This is a genomic window from Paenibacillus borealis, assembly GCF_000758665.1.
Classification (GTDB): domain Bacteria; phylum Bacillota; class Bacilli; order Paenibacillales; family Paenibacillaceae; genus Paenibacillus_AQ; species Paenibacillus_AQ borealis.
The window spans coordinates 4,245,370-4,266,745 of the sequence record NZ_CP009285.1; the positions used below are offsets into that span (position 1 = coordinate 4,245,370).

The 21,376-nt window shown below is 52.1% G+C and carries 13 protein-coding genes; 12 read left to right on the plus strand and 1 reads right to left on the minus strand.

Annotated elements, in window-relative coordinates:
- Nucleotide 1 precedes the first annotated feature (1 nt).
- From PBOR_RS17885 to PBOR_RS17925, 9 genes are all read left to right on the plus strand, one after another.
- Nucleotides 2-1,834, plus strand: coding sequence for a sensor histidine kinase (locus PBOR_RS17885; protein WP_042213930.1), 1,833 nt, complete (start codon nucleotides 2-4; stop codon nucleotides 1,832-1,834).
- Entirely contained in the window at nucleotides 1,815-3,452 is a 1,638-nt protein-coding gene (locus PBOR_RS17890) for a response regulator (RefSeq protein ID WP_042213932.1), read from the plus strand. Before PBOR_RS17885 ends, PBOR_RS17890 begins: the two co-directional genes overlap by 20 nt.
- 62 nt (nucleotides 3,453-3,514) lie before the next feature.
- The gene (locus PBOR_RS37405; protein WP_042213934.1) at nucleotides 3,515-4,360 is read left to right on the plus strand and encodes an FAD-dependent oxidoreductase; all 846 of its coding nucleotides are present in this window, start codon (nucleotides 3,515-3,517) and stop codon (nucleotides 4,358-4,360) included.
- The gene (locus PBOR_RS17900) at nucleotides 4,347-6,203 is read left to right on the plus strand and encodes an FAD-dependent oxidoreductase (RefSeq protein WP_052429529.1); all 1,857 of its coding nucleotides are present in this window, start codon (nucleotides 4,347-4,349) and stop codon (nucleotides 6,201-6,203) included. The genes PBOR_RS37405 and PBOR_RS17900 overlap by 14 nt, the downstream gene beginning before the upstream one ends.
- A 100-nt stretch (nucleotides 6,204-6,303) precedes the next feature.
- Nucleotides 6,304-7,728 (plus strand): extracellular solute-binding protein, encoded by a 1,425-nt coding sequence (locus PBOR_RS17905; RefSeq protein ID WP_042213936.1) that lies wholly within the window; start codon nucleotides 6,304-6,306, stop codon nucleotides 7,726-7,728.
- Nucleotides 7,729-7,802: 74 nt separating this feature from the next.
- On the plus strand, nucleotides 7,803-8,714 hold the full coding sequence (locus tag PBOR_RS17910; RefSeq protein ID WP_042213939.1) for a carbohydrate ABC transporter permease: 912 nt from the start codon (nucleotides 7,803-7,805) through the stop codon (nucleotides 8,712-8,714).
- Nucleotides 8,715-8,719: 5 nt separating this feature from the next.
- A complete protein-coding gene (locus PBOR_RS17915) occupies nucleotides 8,720-10,045 on the plus strand; it encodes a carbohydrate ABC transporter permease (protein ID WP_042213940.1) in 1,326 nt (441 codons plus the stop codon).
- Nucleotides 10,046-10,071: 26 nt separating this feature from the next.
- On the plus strand, nucleotides 10,072-12,000 hold the full coding sequence (locus PBOR_RS17920) for an FAD-dependent oxidoreductase (RefSeq protein WP_052429530.1): 1,929 nt from the start codon (nucleotides 10,072-10,074) through the stop codon (nucleotides 11,998-12,000).
- Nucleotides 12,001-12,012: 12 nt separating this feature from the next.
- A complete protein-coding gene (locus tag PBOR_RS17925; RefSeq protein ID WP_052429531.1) occupies nucleotides 12,013-12,630 on the plus strand; it encodes an SGNH/GDSL hydrolase family protein in 618 nt (205 codons plus the stop codon).
- 361 nt (nucleotides 12,631-12,991) lie between these two features.
- On the opposite strand, the gene PBOR_RS17930 is transcribed toward PBOR_RS17925, so the two are convergent.
- Nucleotides 12,992-16,672, minus strand: coding sequence for a glycoside hydrolase family 9 protein (locus PBOR_RS17930; RefSeq protein ID WP_081972096.1), 3,681 nt, complete (start codon nucleotides 16,670-16,672; stop codon nucleotides 12,992-12,994).
- Between the two features lie 281 nt (nucleotides 16,673-16,953).
- Here PBOR_RS17930 and PBOR_RS17935 point away from each other — a divergent pair, with 281 nt between their 5' ends.
- The 3 genes from PBOR_RS17935 (at nucleotide 16,954) to PBOR_RS17945 (ending at nucleotide 21,362) form a co-directional block, all read left to right on the plus strand.
- Nucleotides 16,954-18,600 (plus strand): response regulator transcription factor, encoded by a 1,647-nt coding sequence (locus PBOR_RS17935; RefSeq protein WP_042213946.1) that lies wholly within the window; start codon nucleotides 16,954-16,956, stop codon nucleotides 18,598-18,600.
- A gap of 73 nt (nucleotides 18,601-18,673) precedes the next feature.
- The gene (locus PBOR_RS17940) at nucleotides 18,674-20,320 is read left to right on the plus strand and encodes a sensor histidine kinase (RefSeq protein ID WP_218918837.1); all 1,647 of its coding nucleotides are present in this window, start codon (nucleotides 18,674-18,676) and stop codon (nucleotides 20,318-20,320) included.
- Nucleotides 20,321-20,426: 106 nt separating this feature from the next.
- Nucleotides 20,427-21,362 (plus strand): ABC transporter permease, encoded by a 936-nt coding sequence (locus tag PBOR_RS17945; protein WP_216626735.1) that lies wholly within the window; start codon nucleotides 20,427-20,429, stop codon nucleotides 21,360-21,362.
- Nucleotides 21,363-21,376: the final 14 nt, after the last annotated feature.

Consider the following 21,376-nt stretch of genomic DNA (forward strand, 5'->3'; position numbering starts at 1 on the left):
AATGAATTATGGAAAAAATTATGATCTGGGGGCGATGGCCATACTCTCGTTAATCCAATCCGTCACAAAGGGGATTATGGCTGTATTCGCCTATATTTCACGCTCTCTTTTCCGCAAAATGCTGCTTGCCTTATTCGCCGTCATCACGGTTACGGTATCTGTGCTGGGCTTGTATACTTACGACCATACTTCCTCCGATATAAAGCAGCGCGAGATCAAGAACATGGAGTTGTTCAGCTCGCAGTCGGCCTCCAACCTGGAGACGCAGATGGCGAACATCAAAAGTACAGCCTGGAACTACTTTTCGGACCCGAGATTCCAAAGCTTCGTACAGACGTTAGGCTCCGACCCGCTGGCTTATAGTGAGTTCTCCGGCAACTTCAGCCAGTTCGTGACCGATCATTCGGCGGTGGAATTTATCGTGGTCACACAGCTGGAGGGCAACCGCCTGATCAAAGGCAATCTCAACAACACCGATGTGATCGACTTCGAGGATTTGAAGGAGATCGCGGTGGCGAATAACGGCAGAGGCGTCTGGGTCCCTTCAATAGCGTTCGACCGGCGTACAGGGGAGAAAGTAAGCACGCTGACGTTCGTACAGGCGGTAAAAAATATCAGCACTCTTACCAAGTTCCCCATCATCGGTGTCCTGATGGTCCAGCTGTCCTACGAGTATCTGAAGGAATGGCTCGCGGGACTTGGAGAGACCGAAGGCGTGGATTTCCTTCTGATGGATTCCAAGACCAAGACGGTTAAGATATCGGCTGATTCCTCCTTGCTGGGCAAGCCTGTGGAACGCCATAAGGACTCAGAAGTGCTGTATGTCTCCCAGGCCCTGGCCAAAACGTCATGGGTTCTCGTCGGGATCGTTGATGTCCACACACTGCTCAAAGAGGTAAACGGATTGGCGCGGGATACAATCTTAATCGGGATTGCCTGCCTGCTGGGGGCCATGCTGATCGCAATTCTTCTGTCCTCACGGATCCTGACCCCCCTTAAGGAGCTCAAGAAGGGGATTCTGGCCGTCGAGAAGGGCGATTACAATATTATTCTGCCTATCCGCACCAAAGATGAAACCGGTTACATCATTCACCGGTTTAATCATATGGCGGAGGAGATCAAAGCGCTTATCCTCAAAGTGTACGAAACGGACCGGGTAAGGAAAGAGGCAGAAATCAAGGCACTTCAATCGCAGATCAATCCTCATTTTCTATACAACACTCTAGGTATTATCGATAGTCTTGCTACCTTGCACGATGACGACCGGATCAGCCTGATTAGCCGTTCACTGGCGAAGATGTTCCGTTACAACATTAGCGCCGACCGGATGTCGACGATACAGCTTGAGCTTCGTCAGATCGAATTGTACCTCTACATCCAGCAGCAGCGATACGGGAACCGGTTCAAATACACAGTCGAGGTGGAGGAAACTTTATATGATATCCCCATTCCGAAGCTGTTAATGCAGCCCCTGGTTGAGAATTGCTTCGTACATGTCTTCGATAGAATGTCCGCACAGAGCGAATTGCGGATCCGGGGCTGGAGCAGGTCCGATCAACAGATCTATCTCTCGATCTGGAATAATGGCCCGCCGGTCGCTGCAGCAAGACTAGCGGAGCTGAACATGCTGCTAAGTCAAGATATCCAGCAGCGGCGTGACGAGACGCCTCCATCCTCCATCGGGCTGATGAATGTGCAGAACCGGATCAAGCTGCTGTATGGCACAGAGTATGGTCTTACGATCACCAGCGAATGGGAGAAGGGAACAGAAGTCGTTATTCTTCTAAGAAAGCTTGGAGAGGAGGAGCAATCCGATGAAGCTGCTTCTAATTGAAGATGAGCCCATCTTACGGCAAGGGATAATCCGGACGATCGAACGGATGGGGCTGCCGATTGATGAGATCGGTGAAGCCTCGAACGGACTTGAAGGCCTGCAGTGTCTTGCGGAGCTACAGCCGGACATCGTAGTTACGGATATCCGGATGCCGGAGATGAACGGGCTGGATTTCATCCGCGAGGCCAAAGAGCTGGACGGGAAGCTGCAATTCATTCTCGTCAGCGGATATGAAGAATTCGAGTTCGCCAAGAGAGGTATTCAATACGGAGTTGCCGACTATCTGCTGAAGCCGATAGAACCCGAAGAACTCCGGGCCTGCCTGATGCGGATCATGGCGAAGATTGAGCAGGACCGCCGGCATTCCTCTCTCGGCGATGAGCTCCAGCTGCTGCAGCAACGAAGCGAGGAGATCTCGCGCCAACGGCTGTTGACCAAGCTGATCCAGCAAGGAGGCGGGAGCTCCGCCATCGAGCAGGACGGAAAGCTTGCTTCAATGAATACTTTTTGCCGTGAGTTTGTAGTAGTCCTGTTCGAAGTCGTGATGCCCGGCTTGCCCTACAGCTCCTTCCTTAAGGGAGACGAAGCCCTGCTCCGGTTCGCAATCTCCAACGTCATCTCCCAGGTGCTTGAATCCAAAGGGCGGGAAGGAACGCTGTTCCGCCATTCGCTCTATGACAATGAGCTTGTCTACGTGCTCGGAGACGGCGAATCTATTGAACGGACTGCCATCAAGCGGGAGCTCGAAGAGGCCCTGACATGGATTAACGGCTATCTCAAGCTTGAGGCGACCATTGGGGTTGGCATGCCGGTGCAGAGCATCAGTCAAATCCATCAGTCCTATCAGCAAGCGAAGCAGGCCCTGCGGGACCGGATCATTCACGGGCGGAATCAAGTATATGGTCTGACCCCGGCGGCCGGCGGCAAAGGGAACGGGAGCTCGGTTCTTGCGGAAGAAGATGAACGGTTCGTATTCCGTCTCCTGAATGATGGCAATGCGGCAGCTTTGACCAAGTGGCTCGGCCCCCGCCTGGAGGCGCTCGTTCAATACGAAGAATCCAGCTTCAATCAATTAGAGAGCTTCTGCATCGATTACCATCTTCTCTACCGTAAATATCTGCTTCTAAAAACGAGTATCCCGGAATGGATCATTGGTGAGGTCGGAGATATGCTGAGCTGGCTCCACGAAGTGGAGGATTGGAAGGAGATTGAGGGCAGGCTTGCGGCAATGACGAATAATATCATCGAGCACTTGAACAGGATGAGGCATTCGTCCAATCCCGATCTGATGGATGAGATCAAGTTATATATAGACAACAACCTGCATGAACCTGTCAGTCTGCAGATGATCGCGGAGCGGTTCTATATCCATCCGAATTATTTCTCCAGACGGTTCAAAGAGAGGTTTAAGAGTAGCTTTATTACCTACATGACGGACGAACGGATTCACAAGGCTGAACAGCTCTTGAAGAGGACGGAACTGCAAATTCAGGAAATAGCCGTCCTGGTAGGCTTCCCCGATGCTGCTTACTTCAGCAGCGTGTTCCGGAAGTCGACAGGGACGACTCCGGTCCAGTATCGCTTGAATGTGCAGGCTTCCCCGGAGGAAGGCCGGTGAGGTGACAGGAGGCAGAAGAGTGCATGAAGAACCCGTGCGCTTACAGAGGAGGAGATTTTTAATTGAAGAGGGAAGGGCACGATCACTATAAGACACTAATCTGCGGCGCGACTCTCAGCGGAATCGGAGCAGCGTTAGCGGCACCGGAATCGGCTCTGGTGGTCGAGCGGTCCGCAGCGGTAGGGCAAGAGTTCATCGAGAGCTTCAACCCGGGACGGAACGGGGACGCGCCCTCGTTGTCCGGATTCGGATATTCGTTCGCTGCTGAGCTCCGGCAACGCAATTTGACGGGACCGGCTATAGCACCGGTCCACCTGCCGGGTCTTCACCCGGTCCTGTGCCGGAGACTGCTGGATGCCCGGGTCCATGTGCTGCTGCTGACGGAGATTCTGCAGATCCGGCAGCACTCCTCAGGCTTTGAAGTTGAGCTATACAATGCGTCCGGCATCCGTACGGTAACTGCCGGACGCATTCTCGATACAACCACAAGCCGGGTATCCCGGCCGGCGGATCGCTTCCAACCGGATAAGCGCAGTCTTAATGCGTATATTCACACCGATATTGCAGGTCAGGGCCTGCCTGCTGCCAGCGATCCCGGGGTGGAGCTCGTTCAAGGCCGTTTCAGCGCAGAGCATATCATCAAGTGGACACTGGAGGCAGACGATGATTGGCCAGCCGCAAGGAAGGGTCTATTAAGCTATTGGCATAATCGTCCAAGTGTACTTCTCCCCTGGACAATTGCGGCCATCGCCTCCGTCTTTGATTCCGATGTGCCCCGGGGCTTGCAGATCTTCATGGACGACTGGTTCTGGCTGCCATCGAAAGGGTACAGACAGCCGGTTGAAGCCATTGACCAAGGTTATGTACACCGGAGAAGATGGGAGGCGGAAGCGGATGGAGTGCGCTGAAAGGTATAGCGGCGGCAGGGTCAACCAATTACCCTTCGAGGGAGTTCATGCGGGATATTATGATGTCATCGTAGCAGGGCTGGGGACAGCGGGTGCGATAGCGGCGGTCACCGCTGCCAGACAGGGACTGAAGGTGCTTGCGGTTGAGCGTCTGCATGGCATGGGCGGCACGGGTACAATAGGTGCCATATGGAGCTATTATTACGGTTCCAGGGGCGGCTTATCTGAGAGTCTTGACGAAAAGGCTGTGAGGCTTGCTGCCGGATGCTTCACACCTTCGCAAGGCGTGAACGGAGAAGCCAAAATGATCGTGATGGAGCAGGAAGCGATCCGGCTTGGAGTGGTTATCCGTTATGAAAGTACGATTACAGGCGTTCTTATGCAGGGCAGCCGCGTATGCGGAATCGAATGGATTTCCGCGGAAGGCAGATTAGCCGCAGGCAGTGAGGTCGTTATTGATTGCACGGGAGACGCGCATGTGTGTGCGCATGCCGGAGCAGGCGTGTATTACGGCCGGCCGCTGGACGGCCAGACGCAGCCGTTCTCGAATGTATGGCTGCAGCTGGAGAACGGGCAGGTGAGCTCCCGGCATACTGATTCAGGTTATGTCACTCAAGGCGATGCTTTAACAATGTCACGGGCGAATCTGCAATCTGCGACCGTCTCTACGCACTTGAAGGCTGTGTACGAGGAGCAGGACCGGTGGCTCCGCCTGGCGCCTCTGACCGGAGTAAGGGAGGGACGGTTGATTAAGGGGGAAGAACAGGTGACACTCGAACGCTTCCTGAATGATGATTATACGGCAGAGCCTTTGTTTTACGCCTATGCCCATGTGGATATGCACAGCAAGGATATCGCATTTGAGAGCGAGATCCTGCAGAAATGGACCGTTGCCTGTAGCATGTGGGGACATACAATATCCGTTCCGGTTCCGCTGGGCGCCCTCATTCCAAGAGGACTGGAGGGCCTGCTCGCCGCGGGCAGATGCTTGGCCGTTGATCATGATTTGGCCACCTGCATACGGATGAAACGCGATATGCAAAAGACGGGGGAGGCCGCCGCCTATGCCGCCTATCTCTCCATAACCGGGAAAGTACCGCTCCGGGAGGTTCCTTATCCGGAGCTATCCGCGCTGCTCGCCGCAACGGGCTGCCTGCCGATAAGCGGGCAGCCTGCGGGTGCGGGGCCGCCTTGGCTCGATCAGCCGGAGGCCATACGGGAAGGCATGTCCAGTGCGCATCCGGGTCCTGCAATCTGGTCGGCGGTAAGAATGGGCGAGCCGATTTGCGCTGCTTTGCGGTCCTGGATGGCCCAGGACCAGGATATTAACCTCTGTAAGCACAGCGCGTTCGCGCTTGCACTCCTTGGAGACACCACATCCGCTGCGGCGCTGAGAACGATCGCACGCGATAAGGATCCGTTTGTTCCGCAGAGCCGTCTCGTCCATAAGCGTAATCATGGACGGGGCTATTCGGCGATTTTCCTGCTTGGATTGCTTGCGGACAAGGAGGCAACGGATTTGTTGTACGCCTTATTGGAAGAGCCGGCAGAAGCTTTCCCCGAACCTGACTCAAGCGAATTGTCGGAGACATGTTCCGAAGTTCATTTTCAATACATCTCGTTCGCGGTGACTGCCTTGGCAAGAATCGGAGACCGCCACTCCGATACACGGAAAGCAACAGCCGGAGCTTACCGCCAGCTGCTGCAAAGAAAGGACCTCCGGCTTAATGTGACCCTGCCGGGTGCATCTCATATTCCGTACGACATGTTCCCTAAAATCCGATTGTGTATTGAGCAAACAATCCTCCGCTGGGGCATCGAACCGCTGCTGTCCTCGAGGTGAAATATTTATGTTTATCCGGTTAATTATTTCTATTAAGTAAGCGGTTGCAAACCTTTATGATGAAAGAGTACAGCAACCACACTTCACGGGGGGATATGAAATGAAGCGTTATAGGAGTTCTACACAAAAACGGGCTGCGCTGTTAACAATATCGTTAGCCTTCAGTATGCTGGCGGCATGCGGTTCCAACAACGGGAGTGCTCCGGCAGCCGAACAGACGGCGCAGCCGGCCAGTAACACTCCGGCAGCAGCGAATTCGGCAGAGCCTTCAAAGGAAGCGGCGATCGTCGAGATTACAGTCTGGGATAAGCCGGCGCCGGATGCCTCGACTAAAGCGGTCGCCGAAGAGCTGCAGGCTAAGTTCGATGCTGCCTATCCGAACATCAAGGTCACTCATGAGGATGAGACGCAGACGCCGGAGAAATTCCTGGCAGCGGTTGCGGGCGGAGAGCAGCCGGAAGTGTTCCGGCCGTCGTTCCCCAAGATGCAGGAATACGTTCAAGCGGGGATTGTGGCAGACATTACAGATTTGATTAACGCCTCTCCCGAGAAGGACCGCTTTATCGACGGCGCCTTCAACATGGCTACCCAGGATAATAAGATCTATGGCGTACCCTTATCCATGTATTCGACAGGCGTATATTACAACAAGAAACTGTTCGAGAATGCCGGAATTACGAGCCTTCCGGCCACCTGGGATGAATTCGCCGCCACGGCCAAGACCGTTCAGGAGAAAAATCCCGGGAGCGTCGGGTTCGACATTCTCGGCATGGACTGGGGCGACTGGCACTTCGAGTATTATGTCTGGCAGGCCGGAGGAGACTTGACGGAGCTGCAGCCGGACGGCACCGTCAAGCTCAGTTTCACATCGGATGCGACGGTGAAGGCATTGCAGTATTACAAGGACTTGAAGTGGACGCACAAAGTCGTCCAGAGCAATGTTCTTCAGTCCTTTGAGGAGAATAACAAAGACTTCTACAGCGGCAAATCGGCGATGATCCTTGGCGCATCCGATTCCTATAACACCTTCGTCAGCCAGGGTATGGATCCAAACGTGATCGGCTTCATGCCTTATCCGGTCGGTCCAGCGGGTGTAGGACCATCCCAGGTGGGCGGCAGCTTCTGGGCAATCAGCCCGTCGGCGACCCCGGAGAAGCGGCAGGCAGCCTTCGATTACATTATGTTCATGTCCTCCAAGGAAGCCATCGAGACCCGTTTGCAGTTCAACAAAGATAACGGCCTCGGCATCAACCCGTTCACCGTTGTTAAAGATGTGGATCCGTCACGATATGTCGAGGGTATGCCGGCCGATTTCTTAAGCGCCATCCGCAAGGCAGCAGAGACGCAGCAGCTGGAATATTACTTGAAGTCGAGCCTGAGCCCTTACGTGGTAAAGCCGATTCAGAAGGTACTGCTGGATAAGAATGCGGACCCGCTGACAGAACTTAAGGCTGCGGAGCAACTGGCACAGAAGGAAGTTATCGATAAGTATAACAAGGACATCCTGAGCAAAACCGGCAACTAACAACAGATTTTTAAGATGCCCGGGGTTTCCGGATCGGTGATCCCGGCATCTATTCTTGTGCAGGCGGTGAAAAGATGAAGCTCGAATCCAGTCCTCCCCTAAAGGCCCTTCACACCAGGCGGAACCGCTTCCGTATCCGGTGGACGCCGGTCTTGTTTCTACTGCCCTCCATTATCGTCTTCATCGTGTTTAAGTATTATCTGATCTTCTCGGCCGTTCAAATCAGTCTATTTAACTACGATATCGTGAACCCGCCCGGCAAGTTCGTAGGGTTAGAGAATTACTTCGTCTTTTTGCAGACATCGACATTCTGGCTTGCGCTGAAGAACACCTTCATCATCTTCCTGTTGTCCGTCGCGCTGACGTTCTGGGTTCCGATTGTTCAGGCAATCTTCCTGAGCGAGATCCGTAGGGCGAACGGGGTGTACCGGGTGCTGTATCAGATTCCGAGCATTCTGCCGGTCGTGGCAGGCGCGCTGCTGTGGAAGTGGATGTACAACCCCGACAGCGGGCTGTTCAATTACTTGCTCGGCAAGATCGGCCTGGGTCCCTACGGCTGGCTTAACGATATTGCTATGACCAAGTTCGCCATTGTCCTGCCCGGGTTCTTCGCCAGCGGCGGAATCGGAGTATTGCTGTACTATGCTGCGATCAAGTCAATTCCTGCGGAATTATTCGAATCGGCCAAAATCGACGGCTGCGGCCCTTGGCGCCGTATCCTGTCGCTCGTAATCCCTAATATCCGCTTCGTGATCCTGATCCAGTTCATTTCGTTCATGTCCGGCGCGCTGCTTGCATTCGATAATATCTTCATTCTGACGAGGGGCGGTCCTGCGGATGCTTCACTCGTCGTATCCTTGCTCATTCAGCGTTCCGCCTTCGAACAATCGAATTTCGGCATGTCGGCAGCCTTGTCATTCTTCATGTTTCTGGTCATTGCCCTGCTGACGGTCATTCAATTCAAGCTGCAGAAGGAGGATAACTGATCCTTATGAAATCTAACCGCATCTCTGAGCGAGGTGAGAAGGGGCTCAAGATCACCTCCTATACCGTGACGATCCTGTTCCTCCTGTTCGGCACGCTGCCGCTCGTGTGGCTGTTTCTCACCTCCATCATGGACAACGAGTCGCTTCAGTCGGCTACGCCCAAATTCATTCCCGATGTGCCTCATACCCTTACCGTCACAGTAGATTTCACTGGTGCCGGCAGCGGGGATGAGAATTTCTACAAAAAAGAAGCCATGGAGGCCATCTGGTTCCCCTGGGCTTCATTCATCCGCAACAATATCGGGGAGATTATCGTGAACGGAACGAAGGACGGCCATCAGCTGTTCCGGGCTAAGGCCACTTCAGCGCAATTCTATGTGGGCCAGATGTCCATCGTACCTACCCGCGTAGTCAACGATCAGGTCATGAAGCTGAAGCTGCCAACCATTGCGGAGAGGAAGCTGAGTGATTTCGAGTGGTATGGAGCGGAATTGAGGCCAGCCCCAGCTCCGGAAGCCTCCTCTGATCATGAGTTAGCTAAGCTCTATCGCGATTTCTTCGTGTCCCATGACGTGTTAGCCGGAAAAATAACGAGTGTCGAGCATTCCCGCAATAAGCTAAGGCTGTTCGACAGCTTCGCCAGCCTGCAGCATATAGCAATTGGGAAAGCCGGGGATCTCGGGTTCTACCGTTACTTCATCAACAGCGGAATTGTCACGTTCACCGTCATCATCTGGCAGCTGATCTTCGCGGGTATCGGCAGCTATGCCTTGTCCCAGCTCATCCGCAGCAGCCGCCTAAGATTCTGGCTGTTGATGTTCTTCCTGGCGACGATTATGATTCCCGGGGTATCGGTCCTGATTCCCCAATATATTCTGATCAAGAACCTGCACCTTAGCGATTCCCTGTGGGCCATTATCCTGCCGCATTTCGCCTGGGGCTTCGTAATCTTCCTGTTCAAGGGCTTCTTCGATCAGCTGCCCAAGGAATTGCTGCAGGCGGCACGGATTGACGGAGCAGGGGAGTTCAAGACCTTTCTGCGGATTGTCGTCCCCATGTCAATTCCTGTGTTCACCATCGTCGCTGTCATGACCTTCGTCCCCGTCTGGAATGAATTCATGTGGCCTTACATCGTAACGAAATCACCGGAGCATTGGACGTTCCCGGTCGCCATGAACGACATGCAGCAGACGACCGACCGGAATACCATCGTACGGCCGAACCTGATCAGTGCGAGCGGTGTCATATCGCTGATTCCACTCCTCATCTTATTCATGTCCACACAACGGTTCGTGGAGAAAGGGATTAATTTCACAGGAATCAAGGGCTAATAACCACCTGAAGGAGCAGAGGACCAATGGAAAGCTATGAGGTTGTCATATACGGAGCAACACCAGGCGGAATCGGCGCAGCGATCGCCGCGGCGAGGCAGGGCCGTAAGACCTTACTCCTGGAGCCGACGGATCATCTGGGCGGAATGCTGACAAGCGGACTAGGCAGAACCGACATTCTCTCGCATGATGCATCCGGCGCCGTATTCCGTGAATTTGCGGCTCGTGTGCATGCTTATTACAGCAGCACGTACGGTGAAGAATCCATCCAGGTCAAGGAATGCAATCAGGGATTGTTCTTCGAGCCGTCCGTCGCCAAGCGGATCCTGATTGAGATGATAAGCAAGGAAAATCATCTGCAGATCCGCATGGGCGCGGAGTTGAAGAGCGTCCGGGCAGAAGGCAGCCGCCTGTCAGCCATTCGGGTACAAACGGATGCCGGGGAATGGGAGACCGGCGGCAAGGTATTCGTGGACGGGACATATGAAGGCGATTTGGCAGCGATGGCAGGTGTTCCTTACGGGCTGGGGCGCGAATCCAGGGAAGAATGGAATGAGGAGTATGCCGGCAGGCTATATATGAACTTCGATGAGTCCAAGGAAGTGTATCCCGGCAGCACTGGAGAGGGGGATGACCGGATACAAGCCTATAATTACCGGCTGTGCCTAACCCGAAACCGGGATAATTTCATTGCTGTTACCAAACCTGAGGAGTACGACCGCGAGGACTACACTACGTTAGCAACCGATGTAGCGGAGAAACGAGTCAAGTCAATTGGCGATGTACTCAATATGCTGGCCGTACCGAACGGCAAGACAGACTGCAATAACCACCATTACTGCATGTGCTCAACGGATCTCCCGGAGGAGAATACTGCTTATGCCGATGGAGACCGCAGGACGAGAGAGGAATTTGGCAAGCGTCAGAGGCATTATATTCAAGGGCTGCTATGGTTTGTTCAGCACGATGAGGAGCTGCCGGAGGACTTTCGCCAGGATGCGTTAAGCTGGGGTTATGCAGCAGATGAATTTACCGATTATGGGTATTTCCCCCCGCAGCTATATGTGCGTGAAGCCAGACGGATACAGGGGGAGTACACGTTTACAGAGAATGATGCAAGGCTCGCTCCCGGCCTTGAACGTGCGCCGGTTCAGTTCGACAGCATTGCGGTCGGGGATTATCCGATTGATTCACATGCCGTGAAGAAACGGGAGCAGGAGGGTCAGAATAAGGCGCTTGAGGGATTCCTCGGTCTCAACTGGCTGTCCGAAATCTATCAGATTCCCTACGGGGTTATTGTCCCGCAAGCTATTGACGGATTGCTTGTACCGGTCGCCGTGTCCGCCAGCCATATGGGCTTCGGGACGATCCGGATGGAGCCATGCTGGATGCAGCTCGGCTTCGCGGCCGGTATAGCCGCAGACCTTGCCATTGCAAGGGATACGGATGTGCGTCTTGTACCTATCGATGCCTTGCAGATCAGCTTGCTTGAGAGAGAGCAGCGTATTACCTGCTTCGAGGATGTTGCCTGGGATCATCCTGCAAGGAAGGCTGCGGAATACTTGGGAACGAAGGGTTTCTTCACAGGTTATGCTGCCGGATTGGACGATCCGATGCCGGTATCGGAAGCCTCCAGGCTGATTGCATGGGCACGCAGCTTACCCGAATGCCGCAGCCTCCCCGTACTTCCGGCGACAGATAACCTCATTCCGGTGGGTACAGATATGGGGCCAAGGCTGCCCCTGGAGGAATCCGGACCACGGGAGTACTGGCGTGAACAGCCGCTGCTAAACAGGGCGATGACGGCAAATTGGATTAAGGTTGCATCAAGGGCGCTTGGCCTCTCCACCGGAGAGATCGCGGATATAGAGCCTAGCCGCGAATCCAGTGTTTCAAGAGGAACGTTTATGTCCGTGCTGTATGAGCTAATACGTGAGATTCAGCAAGTGAAGTGAGGGGGGATCCTGTTGAAAGCAGCCGGCAGATGGGCAGGCAAAAGCTGGGCTACGCTTGGAGACAGCATCAGCGCCGCGGGTGGCTATCAGCCGCTGGTGTGTGCAGAAGCCGGTTTCAGAACAATGGTCAACCCCGCAGTCAGCGGTTGTCCGATGGCAGCGGGCGGAGACCGTGATTACGGAGCAACCGTACATGCGGGCCGTTCCTTAACTGAAATCCCTGACTGTGTTACAGTCTTTGCGGGAACCAACGATTTCAGGCTCGACAAACCGCTGGGGAATATAGAAGAGCGGGACATTCATACGTTTTGTGGTGCCTACGCCACATTAATTGAGGAGCTGTTAACCCGCAGGCCGGATGCCCGGCTGAATCTGTGGACCCCGCTTCAGCGGGATAAGGACGGATGGGACACGACCTTCATTAACGATGCAGGCTTCCGTCTGCCGGATTACGCTGAAGCGGTCCGCAGGATCGGAGCCTATTATGCCTTGCCCGTCCTTGACGTGTATGCTGAAAGCGGGATTACCCGGTTAACCCTCGATTATTTCACCCTTGACGGCCTTCATCCGAACGAGGCAGGCTTTCAGCGGATTTCTGAGCTGGTTATCCCTTTTCTGGAACGGATTTGAACGGCAGGCAAAGTGGCTCCATGTACTATTGAATGTACAAAGAAACCTCTCTTTTGAAATGGTTGGTCTTACTTCCATTTTACTAAAAGAGAGGTTTCTTAATGTGTTTTTAAGATTGCAGTTCCAAATTCCCGCTTAAACAGCGGAGAGGACGGAACGATTGTGGAAAAGCGACAGCGGTCGCCTTGGTCTCCAGATTTTCACCGCTAAGGGGAATAAATAAAAATCTGGAGAGCACAGCGATTGGAACAACGGTCCGTTCGCGCAGCGTTCACTAAAGTGCTAACGTTGATCCTACTCCAAAAATAAGGGGCTTATTAGTTACCCCAACCAACTAAAGGACCACTCTGAACCTCTGTACTTATGGCATCGGTAAAAGTATCAGTTGTATGGAAGTAGTAGGAATGCCGGCCGGGAGGCAGCTTGGCGGTGTATTCATAGATTCTGCCGTCCATATAATAGTGTCACTCGGATTAGATGGCTGCATGATTCGGACAACGCCGTCCAAGACCAGCTCCATGGCAAATGGGGCCTGATTATCCGCATCGGTATAAGTGACAGTGAAAGTAAACTCAGTCTGTGGTGTGCCTTCTGTTTGATTTACTCCTCCTAAAGTTAAGGTTGGCGCACTTCCGCTGACCTGATTGGTTGCCTTAATTTCATCAATCAGCATTTCTCCGGCAGTGACTGTATTTTGTTTCAGCCAAATGGACATCTTCAGCGCCTTTTTATCAATAGCCGGACTAAGTGCATTCAGATCAAATTGCAGATCGCTCCAGTCCGCTGGAACCTCTACCCAGCCTCCGGTCAGGTTGTACGTTCTTTTGCCGTCATTGATTTCAATCCGGGTTCTGAGGTCAGGAGAGGCCGGATTCTTAAGCGTAATATTCAAATACCGGTAGCCGCTCAGATCGACCACATCGTTCCAAGGCTGGAATTTAGCCGCTGAAGTCACACTTGCCGGAGTCTGGGCGAATTTGCCGGCCGAACGTCCGTCTGCTGTAAGCTTGGTGAATGTTCCCGTGCCGCCGTTTTGATTATACCAGTTGACCCAAGTCGTGTTGGCCGCAGAGCCACCCCAGAAGCCGCCGCCTCCAAAATCATCATATAAGAGCGGAGTGGAGGGGTCCGGCAACGCCGGAGCAACAGTGTAATGAGTCGAGCTGTAGGTGTATCCGCCGGAAGAATCCGTAGCACGAACATCTACTCTCCGGCTTACGTAGGGTAAGGATTGGCTCTCGTCGATGACAGCAGCGTAAACCGCACCGCTTACAGTTGAATATACATTACCGGATACCGTCATCGGCTGATAAGGCAATCCGGCTGCCGCATACTCTACCTGGTTCAGATCATCCCCAGCCTCAGCAAAAACAGTTACATTTCCCCGGACCCATTCTCCAATCACCGGAGAGAGTACCGGCAAGGCGGGCGGCTTCGCCGTGTTGTCCGCACCTGTTCCCGCAGTTGCACTCAGTCCCATGACTGTGTACAGGAGTCCTGCCTGAATGCTGATGCTGAACTCGTTATACCGCCACTGATTCGTATCATCCAGATAGAGGGAACGGTCCTCGTACCAGGGGCTTATACTGTTTCTATTCTTAGGATCTTTCATATTCGGTCCGCTGACCATGGCGCCGGGAAAGATAATTCCGGTATCACCCGCAGTATTGGAATCCTCATTGTAGCGGGTATGCGGGAACATTACATGATGGGTGCCAATGCCGGAGACCCAGCTGATATTCCACGGATTCTCTCCGAACAGCCAGTACATGCCTTTCACCACCGCCTCTAGTGCTGCCGGGTCACCAAACAATTCATAGTACCGCAGCATATCCCCTAAATAAGAAGCATGAGGCTCGTTTACGCCGAAGTTTTTGAACTGGTTCAGTACACCATACGGTGTATCATCTGACGAGGAGAGGAAGAAATCCGCTTGTCCTTTTAACAAACTATGAATATGAGATTGGGTTGCAGCATCGGCAACCGGATAGAACTCAGCCATGGACATTGGGCTCATATCCCAGTAGTTCGTGGAGGAGATGTCACCCAGGGTTAAGGCGTTAATTGTAGCCGAGGCTGCATTCCAATTCCGGATATCTCCGGTCAGCAAGTACAGTTCGACATCAGCAAGCAGCTTGGAATTGGGGATGCCTCCTCTGGTAGAGTAGGAGCCTATGGGACCGTCAGGATTGGCAACTACATAATCATAAAAGATAACAGCTGCGCTCTCGCATTGGTCGGCAAAATCCGTGAGTTCTGCAATCCGGGCTGACGCGATATCGCCTTCGATAATAGCCGTGCGGATCGCGCGCGCTGTAGCAGCAAGTGTACCCGCTGACTTGGCTGAGCCACCAACACTTAAATCGGTCAGCTTCCGGTCATCCGCTGTGCCTGATATATTGTCGGTAGATTTCTCCGGATGGACGAAAGAAGCATTGTTTCTGAGATTATACATTTCCCCGCCGAGCTGATCCGCGAACTTGATGAGATATTCGCTGCCGAAGACCGCTTCATCTATCAGGTCCGGGATGCCATTGCTGTCGTTATCGTACTTGACACTCTCCTTGTCAGCATAACGCGTATAAGCGAGTGCGATCTCCGCGCCGACCCATTGGTTACCGCCATATTTGCCGTAATCACCCGCATCATACCAGCTGCCTGTCAGATCATAATGGGTAAGGCCGTCCGCAGACTGGGCATCATCGAGGTGTCCTGCGGCATGGTAGAGCTTGGCGGAAGGAGCTATACTGCTGTAACCCTCCGGATAAGCATCACTGGTGGCTACTGAGGCACGCAGAAGACGGTAGAAGGCAGTCATTTCATCCTTGTATTGATCCCACAGGTTAGGCGTAATTTCAAAAGGATATGAATACTGCTGATTACTTCGCACCCTGTAGTTGTTCCCGGCATCCGTGACGGAGGAGAAACCGATAGAGTAAACATGCTTATTCCAGTAGAAGCCCTCATAAGTCATGGTGCCTGAAGACACGACATTAGCTCCATCCAAGATTTCATAGGTGGTGTCTGTGACTGTGGTGGTTGAGATGAATTTGGCGTTCTTGATATCGTCTGCGCTGTAGCCGGCTTGGCTGACTACAATATCAATCACAGAAGAGGAATTGGTTACGCTCAAATTGTGAATTCCGGTCGTGACTTCATTTGAAGTCGTATCTGTTGTACGGAAATAGTAGGAATGGGTTCCTGCCGGAAGCTTGGTCATGAACCTGTAATCTTTTCCGTCCGTGTAGGTAACATCGGCTTGATCGGTTTCGCGCATAGTATAGGCCGTGTCATCAATGATCACCTGGACAGCATAGGGCGCCTCATTATCCGGGTCGGTATAAGTGGCATCAAAGGTAAAATTAGTATTCTGGTTATAGCTGCCATCCGTATCCGCACTCATCACAGCCGGGCTTAACTGAGGCGCAGTACCGCCGGAGGCCGTGGTAAACACGATATCATCGATCAGCATTTCCCCGTAAGTCCCGCCGGCTTGTCTAAGCCATATTTCCAGTTTGACTTTCTCCTTCTGAATCTTGGGCGACAAGGCATCCAGATCAAACTGCAGGCCGGTCCAGGTATCCGTTGCGGGTACATAACCACCGGTAAGATTGTAATTGGTAATACCATCGCCTATGACAACACGAATGAGTGACTGGGCATAACCCGCATTTTGCAAAGACAGATTCATATAACGGTAGCCCGAGAGGTCAAAGGTCTCGTTCATCGGCTGAAACTTGGCCCAGGAGGTGGAGGAGCCTGGGGTTTGTGTGAACTTTCCAATCGTGCGGGTGCCTTGTACCGTCTTGGTGAAAGTACCGCTGCCGCCGTTCTGATTATACCAGTTCGTCCAATTTTGTTTGAACAGCCCCCCGCCGGCAAAATCATCATACAAAAGAGGGTGTCCGGGTCCTGGCAAGGGGTTAACCGCTGCTGCGGCAGGCCGGGGAGACAGAGCAACAGTACCTATAATTAACAACAGACAGAGGCAGACAGATAATAACTTTTTAAGTCTCAGGGGGAATAGGCTTGATCTGAACATCTATTTAACCTCCTCATAGTCAGATAGTGTGAACCCTAATCTCCTTCCCTCGTTTATGTAAACGCTTGCAAAAAGAGCATAAAAGAGTTACTATCACTAATCGATGATGAATTACAGGAAATATGTGATCTATACTAGGGCTGTAACGGCTTCGAACCTATGAAACAGAGATCTTTCAGAGACTGGCGGTCAATAATCCTGATATAGATCACACACTTGATGAAATAGATCATCTACCGTAATTTGCAGCGAGTGTACTGTGATACAAAAGGGGGGGCATCATGTATAAAATTCTCGTTGTGGATGATGAGCCGAGAGTGAGTGCGGGGATCAAAAATTTCCTGCTCGCTTCGGATATGAACATCACTTATGTTGAAACGGCAATCAATGGATTCGAAGCGATTGATTATCTGCGGATGGACCGCTTTGATCTGGTGCTTACCGATATACAGATGGGCCGGATGAGCGGTATTGAATTAATGGAAAATATCTATATGGAGCAGTGGAATGTCCCGGTGATTGTCATTTCCGCTCATGAGAAGTTTGATTTCGCCAAAAAATCGCTCCGGCTGGGGGCAAAGGATTATCTGGTCAAGCCGGTAGAGCGAACAGAGCTGCTCCGTGTTGTCCGCAAAGCCTTAACCCAGAAAGAGCTTACGGGCAAGAGCCCGGAAGCGGAAAGCAGGCAGATACAGGAGCAATCCAGGCGTAATGAGTGGCTGATGGAGCTGGTTACGCAGCGGAATCTGACCCGGAAGGATATCGAAGATGTAACCAGTGAGCTGGGCGAGCTATTACAGGGACAATTCTTCGGCGTGATCTCCAGCCGCATTGATTATAGCGAGGCCGGCTTCAGCCATCAGAAGGTCACGCTCCATGACCGCAAACTATTGAAATATGCGGCGATCAATATTATGAATGAAACCTTATTGGAGTGGAAGGGTCTGACCTTCAACGGTTTCGGCCATTCCATCATCAGCATTATCCAGTTATCTGCCGAAGAAATGGGCGATCCCCAGGTTAGAGTACACTCGCAGATCCATATGATCGGGCAGATGATCGCCATGAACATGAAGCAGTATCTGAATGTGGAGGCAACGATAGGCCTCAGCACTTTAGACGGGGATGTATTGATGCTCCCTAGGCTGATGGAAGAAGCAGATACTGCGGCGGAGTGGACCAAAGTTCATCCCGGACAAAGAGTCTTCTATTATCACGATATAGCCGTGCAGGATAATCTGAGTATGGTGGTCTGGATGAGCAAGGTCAGTGCGTTCATGGAGCAGATGAAATCAGCGGTAGAATCCTCAGGGGACTTGAATCCGCAAAGCATTCTTAGCCAGCTGCCGGTGTCTGATCAGTCACAGGAGGTCATGAACAGCTATTGCGGGATGCTGATCTACCGGATTTACGGGCTGCTGGTAGAATACGGACAGGGGAACGGGGTTTCCCTCTATGATTTCAACCCGGATATGGTGTTCCAGGGCCTGACCGGACAGCAGAAGCTGGAACGGCTGCACCGGTACATTGAAGATTCGGTTACTTTCTTGCAGCAGCTCTCTAAGGCCAGAGATCAGAACGTGATCTCACGGATTACGAATTACATCCAGAAGAATTACCGTAATCCGGCACTGAAAATTCAGGATATTTCTGAGGAGGTCCATTTCAGTGCTGCCCATCTGGGTTATATTTTCAAACGCGATATGAAAACTAACCTCTGGGACTATGTGACGGCACTCAGGATGGAGGAGGCCAGGCGGCTGATGATTACCACGGACAAGAAACGGTATGAAATCGCCTTTGCGGTAGGGTATGAGTCGCCTGAGCACTTCAGCCGGATGTTCAAGAGAATGCTGGGGCTCACACCGGCTGAATTCCGCAAGCAAGCCAGAGGAGGGGACCGGACTGAAGCTGAAACTGAAACATAAAGTCACCCTGGCATTCCTCGTATTTATTGTCCTCCCCTTTATAGTAGTAGGCTGGATTTCAGCTTATGTGGCTGTGAACACCATCAAGGAAGAAGTCGGAAGTACCACGCTGCAGCTGGTTAAACAAAATCATGTGACAATAGACAAGACCATATCCGCTATCAATGACAGGACGGTCACGCTGCTGGATAATCACTTTTTCAGTAATCCGGCAGGGTACAGCTTCTGGACCGGAATCGACACACTGAATGAAATCCAGCAGGCCGATAATATTCTGGAAAGCTGGTCTACCGGGGGCACGGAATATGCGATTTATATGAGAAATATTGAGCGTAGAGATACGCCTTTTGATCTTTCCCATAAGACGAAGGGATTCAAGTATTTGGATAATGATGCGGGCGGATTGCCTGACGCTATGGTAAGCAACATGGATGTCAGCGGCGGCGGGGCACTGCGCATCACGCATGCAGAGACCGGTGAGCAAACAATCTCGTTCATGCGCAGTATCCTCAATCCCCGGGATTATAATGACGCAATCGGCCTGCTGGTGGTCAACAAGGTAGAGGTGCTTTTAACCCGGGATATGGTGTCTGTTGAGGTACCTTCTGCTGCCGGTATCTTCTTATTCAACGACCAGGATGAGCTGTTAATGACAGCCGGTTCCGGCAGCATTTCACTGGCCGAGATTGACAAGAATATCGGACCTGCGGGGCCTTACGGCTTCACCTTCGCTGAAGAAGGCGGGGAAGAGTGGCTGTATGCCTATTCGGACAGCTCGAAATTCCATACCAGATTATTGTACAAAATCCCCTTAGCGTCCATTACCGGTAAACAAATCTGGCTGCAAAATATGCTCGTAATTATCTCCGTCGTTTATTTAGCGTTTGTCCTCACGTTTGTTCTCTATTTAGTACGGCTTGTCGTCAAGCCCGTAGTGAAGCTCGTCTCGGTTATGAAAATTTATGAACCCGGCAAAGCGCTGTCATGGACGGAGGAGCCGCTCAGGCATGATGAATTCGGCATTCTGTATGGATCATTTGTGAAAATGACCAAAAGGCTGGATTATTCGATTGAAGAAAATTATGTGATGCAGCTGAAACAAAAGGAGTATGAGCTGCTGATGCTTCAATCCCAGATCACCCCCCATTATCTGTACAATACCCTGGACTCGATTTACTGGTATGCGCTGGATAGCGGAAATACCGAGGTAGGCGAAATGGTCCGTGACTTATCCATGCTGCTGCGTATTGGGCTAAGCAAAGGCCGTAAAATGATTACAGCCGGGGAAGAGCTGGAGCATGCCCAGGCCTATACACGGCTGCAAGAGAAACGCTACCCTGACACCTTCGGGGTCTGCTGGCAGATCGATGAAACAGTGAGCGGTTATGAAACTCCCAAGGTCATTATTCAGCCTCTGATCGAAAATGCCATTATTCATGGCGTGCGCGGAATGGATGGAGAAGGCGAGATACGGGTATCTGCCGTTCAAAGTGAAGATACACTCCGCTTCATCGTAGAGGACAACGGATATCTGCCTGTAGATCCGGATGAACTCTCAGCCATTATGCAGGCAGAGCATAGTCCGAAGGGGTACGGCATCAGAAATGTGCATCAGCGGATCCAGCTCCACTACGGGGAGGCGTATGGTTTGACCTTTGAACGAAGTGTGGACGGGTGGACACGGGCAATCATCACCCTGCCTTTGCGCAGGCCTGAATGAGGGACTACCGGCTATGGGCGTTTAAAAGATCACGTTTTTACGGGAATGCATCATCGTAGCCGTGTAGAGATGGTTCTATAATAAGTCCATGAAAGGAGTAATGGACATGACTAGAGCCACTGGATTCTCAAGATTTATCCATGCCATGTGGAAGTACAAGGCGCTGACACTAATGATGCTGCCGGCCGTGCTTGTCCTTCTGGCGCACAGCTATCTGCCGATGTTCGGTATATTCATTGCGTTCAAGAATGTGAATTACATTGACGGAATTTGGGGGAGTCCATGGGTAGGATTTGATAACTTCAAATTCCTGTTCTCCTCGGGAGATATGTGGAGAATTGTAAGAAACACGCTGCTGTACAGCTTGACCTTTATGATACTGAACCTAGTGCTGTCGGTATCGATCGCGGTGGCCATCAATGAGATCCGGCGGCGGTTTCTGGCAAAAGCTTACCAAAGCTTTATTATCCTGCCGCACTTCCTGTCAATGGTAGTAGTGAGTTATCTCGTATACGCTTTCCTGCAGCCGGATCATGGCTTCATTAATGCCACCGTCCTCAAAGCCTTCGGGCAGGATGCGGTGTTCTGGTATTCGGAGAAGGAATACTGGCCTTATATCCTGGTGTTCGTGAACGCCTGGAAGCATGCCGGCTTCGGTGCTGTAATCTACATTGCGGCGATCGCCGGAATTGACCCCGAATACTATGAGGCTGCGCTTATCGACGGGGCTTCCAAGTGGAAGCAGATTACGAACATAACGATCCCTTTTATCCGGCCGGTCATTATTATTATGACGATTCTGTCGATGGGAAGTATCTTCAGTTCAGACTTCGGGCTGTTCTTCCAGGTGCCCATGAACTCAGGGGCTCTGTATCCGGTAACGGATACCGTGGATACGTATGTATACCGCGCCTTAATGCAATTAAATGATATCGGGATGTCCTCGGCTACGGCGCTTGTACAATCGGTGGTAGGATTCATCATGGTGATTGCAACCAATAGCGCGGTCAGACAAATTGACCGGGAACAGGCATTATTCTAAACAAAGGAGAACAA

Excerpts from the sequence above, each read along its gene's own strand:
- PBOR_RS17885 (WP_042213930.1), top strand. The coding sequence starts at position 2 with ATGAATTATGGAAAAAATTATGATCTGGGGGCGATGGCCATACTCTCG.
- PBOR_RS17890 (WP_042213932.1), top strand. The coding sequence starts at position 1,815 with ATGAAGCTGCTTCTAATTGAAGATGAGCCCATCTTACGGCAAGGGATA.
- PBOR_RS17900 (WP_052429529.1), top strand. The coding sequence starts at position 4,347 with ATGGAGTGCGCTGAAAGGTATAGCGGCGGCAGGGTCAACCAATTACCC.
- PBOR_RS17905 (WP_042213936.1), top strand. The coding sequence starts at position 6,304 with ATGAAGCGTTATAGGAGTTCTACACAAAAACGGGCTGCGCTGTTAACA.
- PBOR_RS17910 (WP_042213939.1), top strand. The coding sequence starts at position 7,803 with ATGAAGCTCGAATCCAGTCCTCCCCTAAAGGCCCTTCACACCAGGCGG.
- PBOR_RS17915 (WP_042213940.1), top strand. The coding sequence starts at position 8,720 with ATGAAATCTAACCGCATCTCTGAGCGAGGTGAGAAGGGGCTCAAGATC.
- PBOR_RS17920 (WP_052429530.1), top strand. The coding sequence starts at position 10,072 with ATGGAAAGCTATGAGGTTGTCATATACGGAGCAACACCAGGCGGAATC.
- PBOR_RS17930 (WP_081972096.1), bottom strand. The coding sequence starts at position 16,672 with ATGTTCAGATCAAGCCTATTCCCCCTGAGACTTAAAAAGTTATTATCT.
- PBOR_RS17935 (WP_042213946.1), top strand. The coding sequence starts at position 16,954 with ATGTATAAAATTCTCGTTGTGGATGATGAGCCGAGAGTGAGTGCGGGG.
- PBOR_RS17945 (WP_216626735.1), top strand. The coding sequence starts at position 20,427 with ATGACTAGAGCCACTGGATTCTCAAGATTTATCCATGCCATGTGGAAG.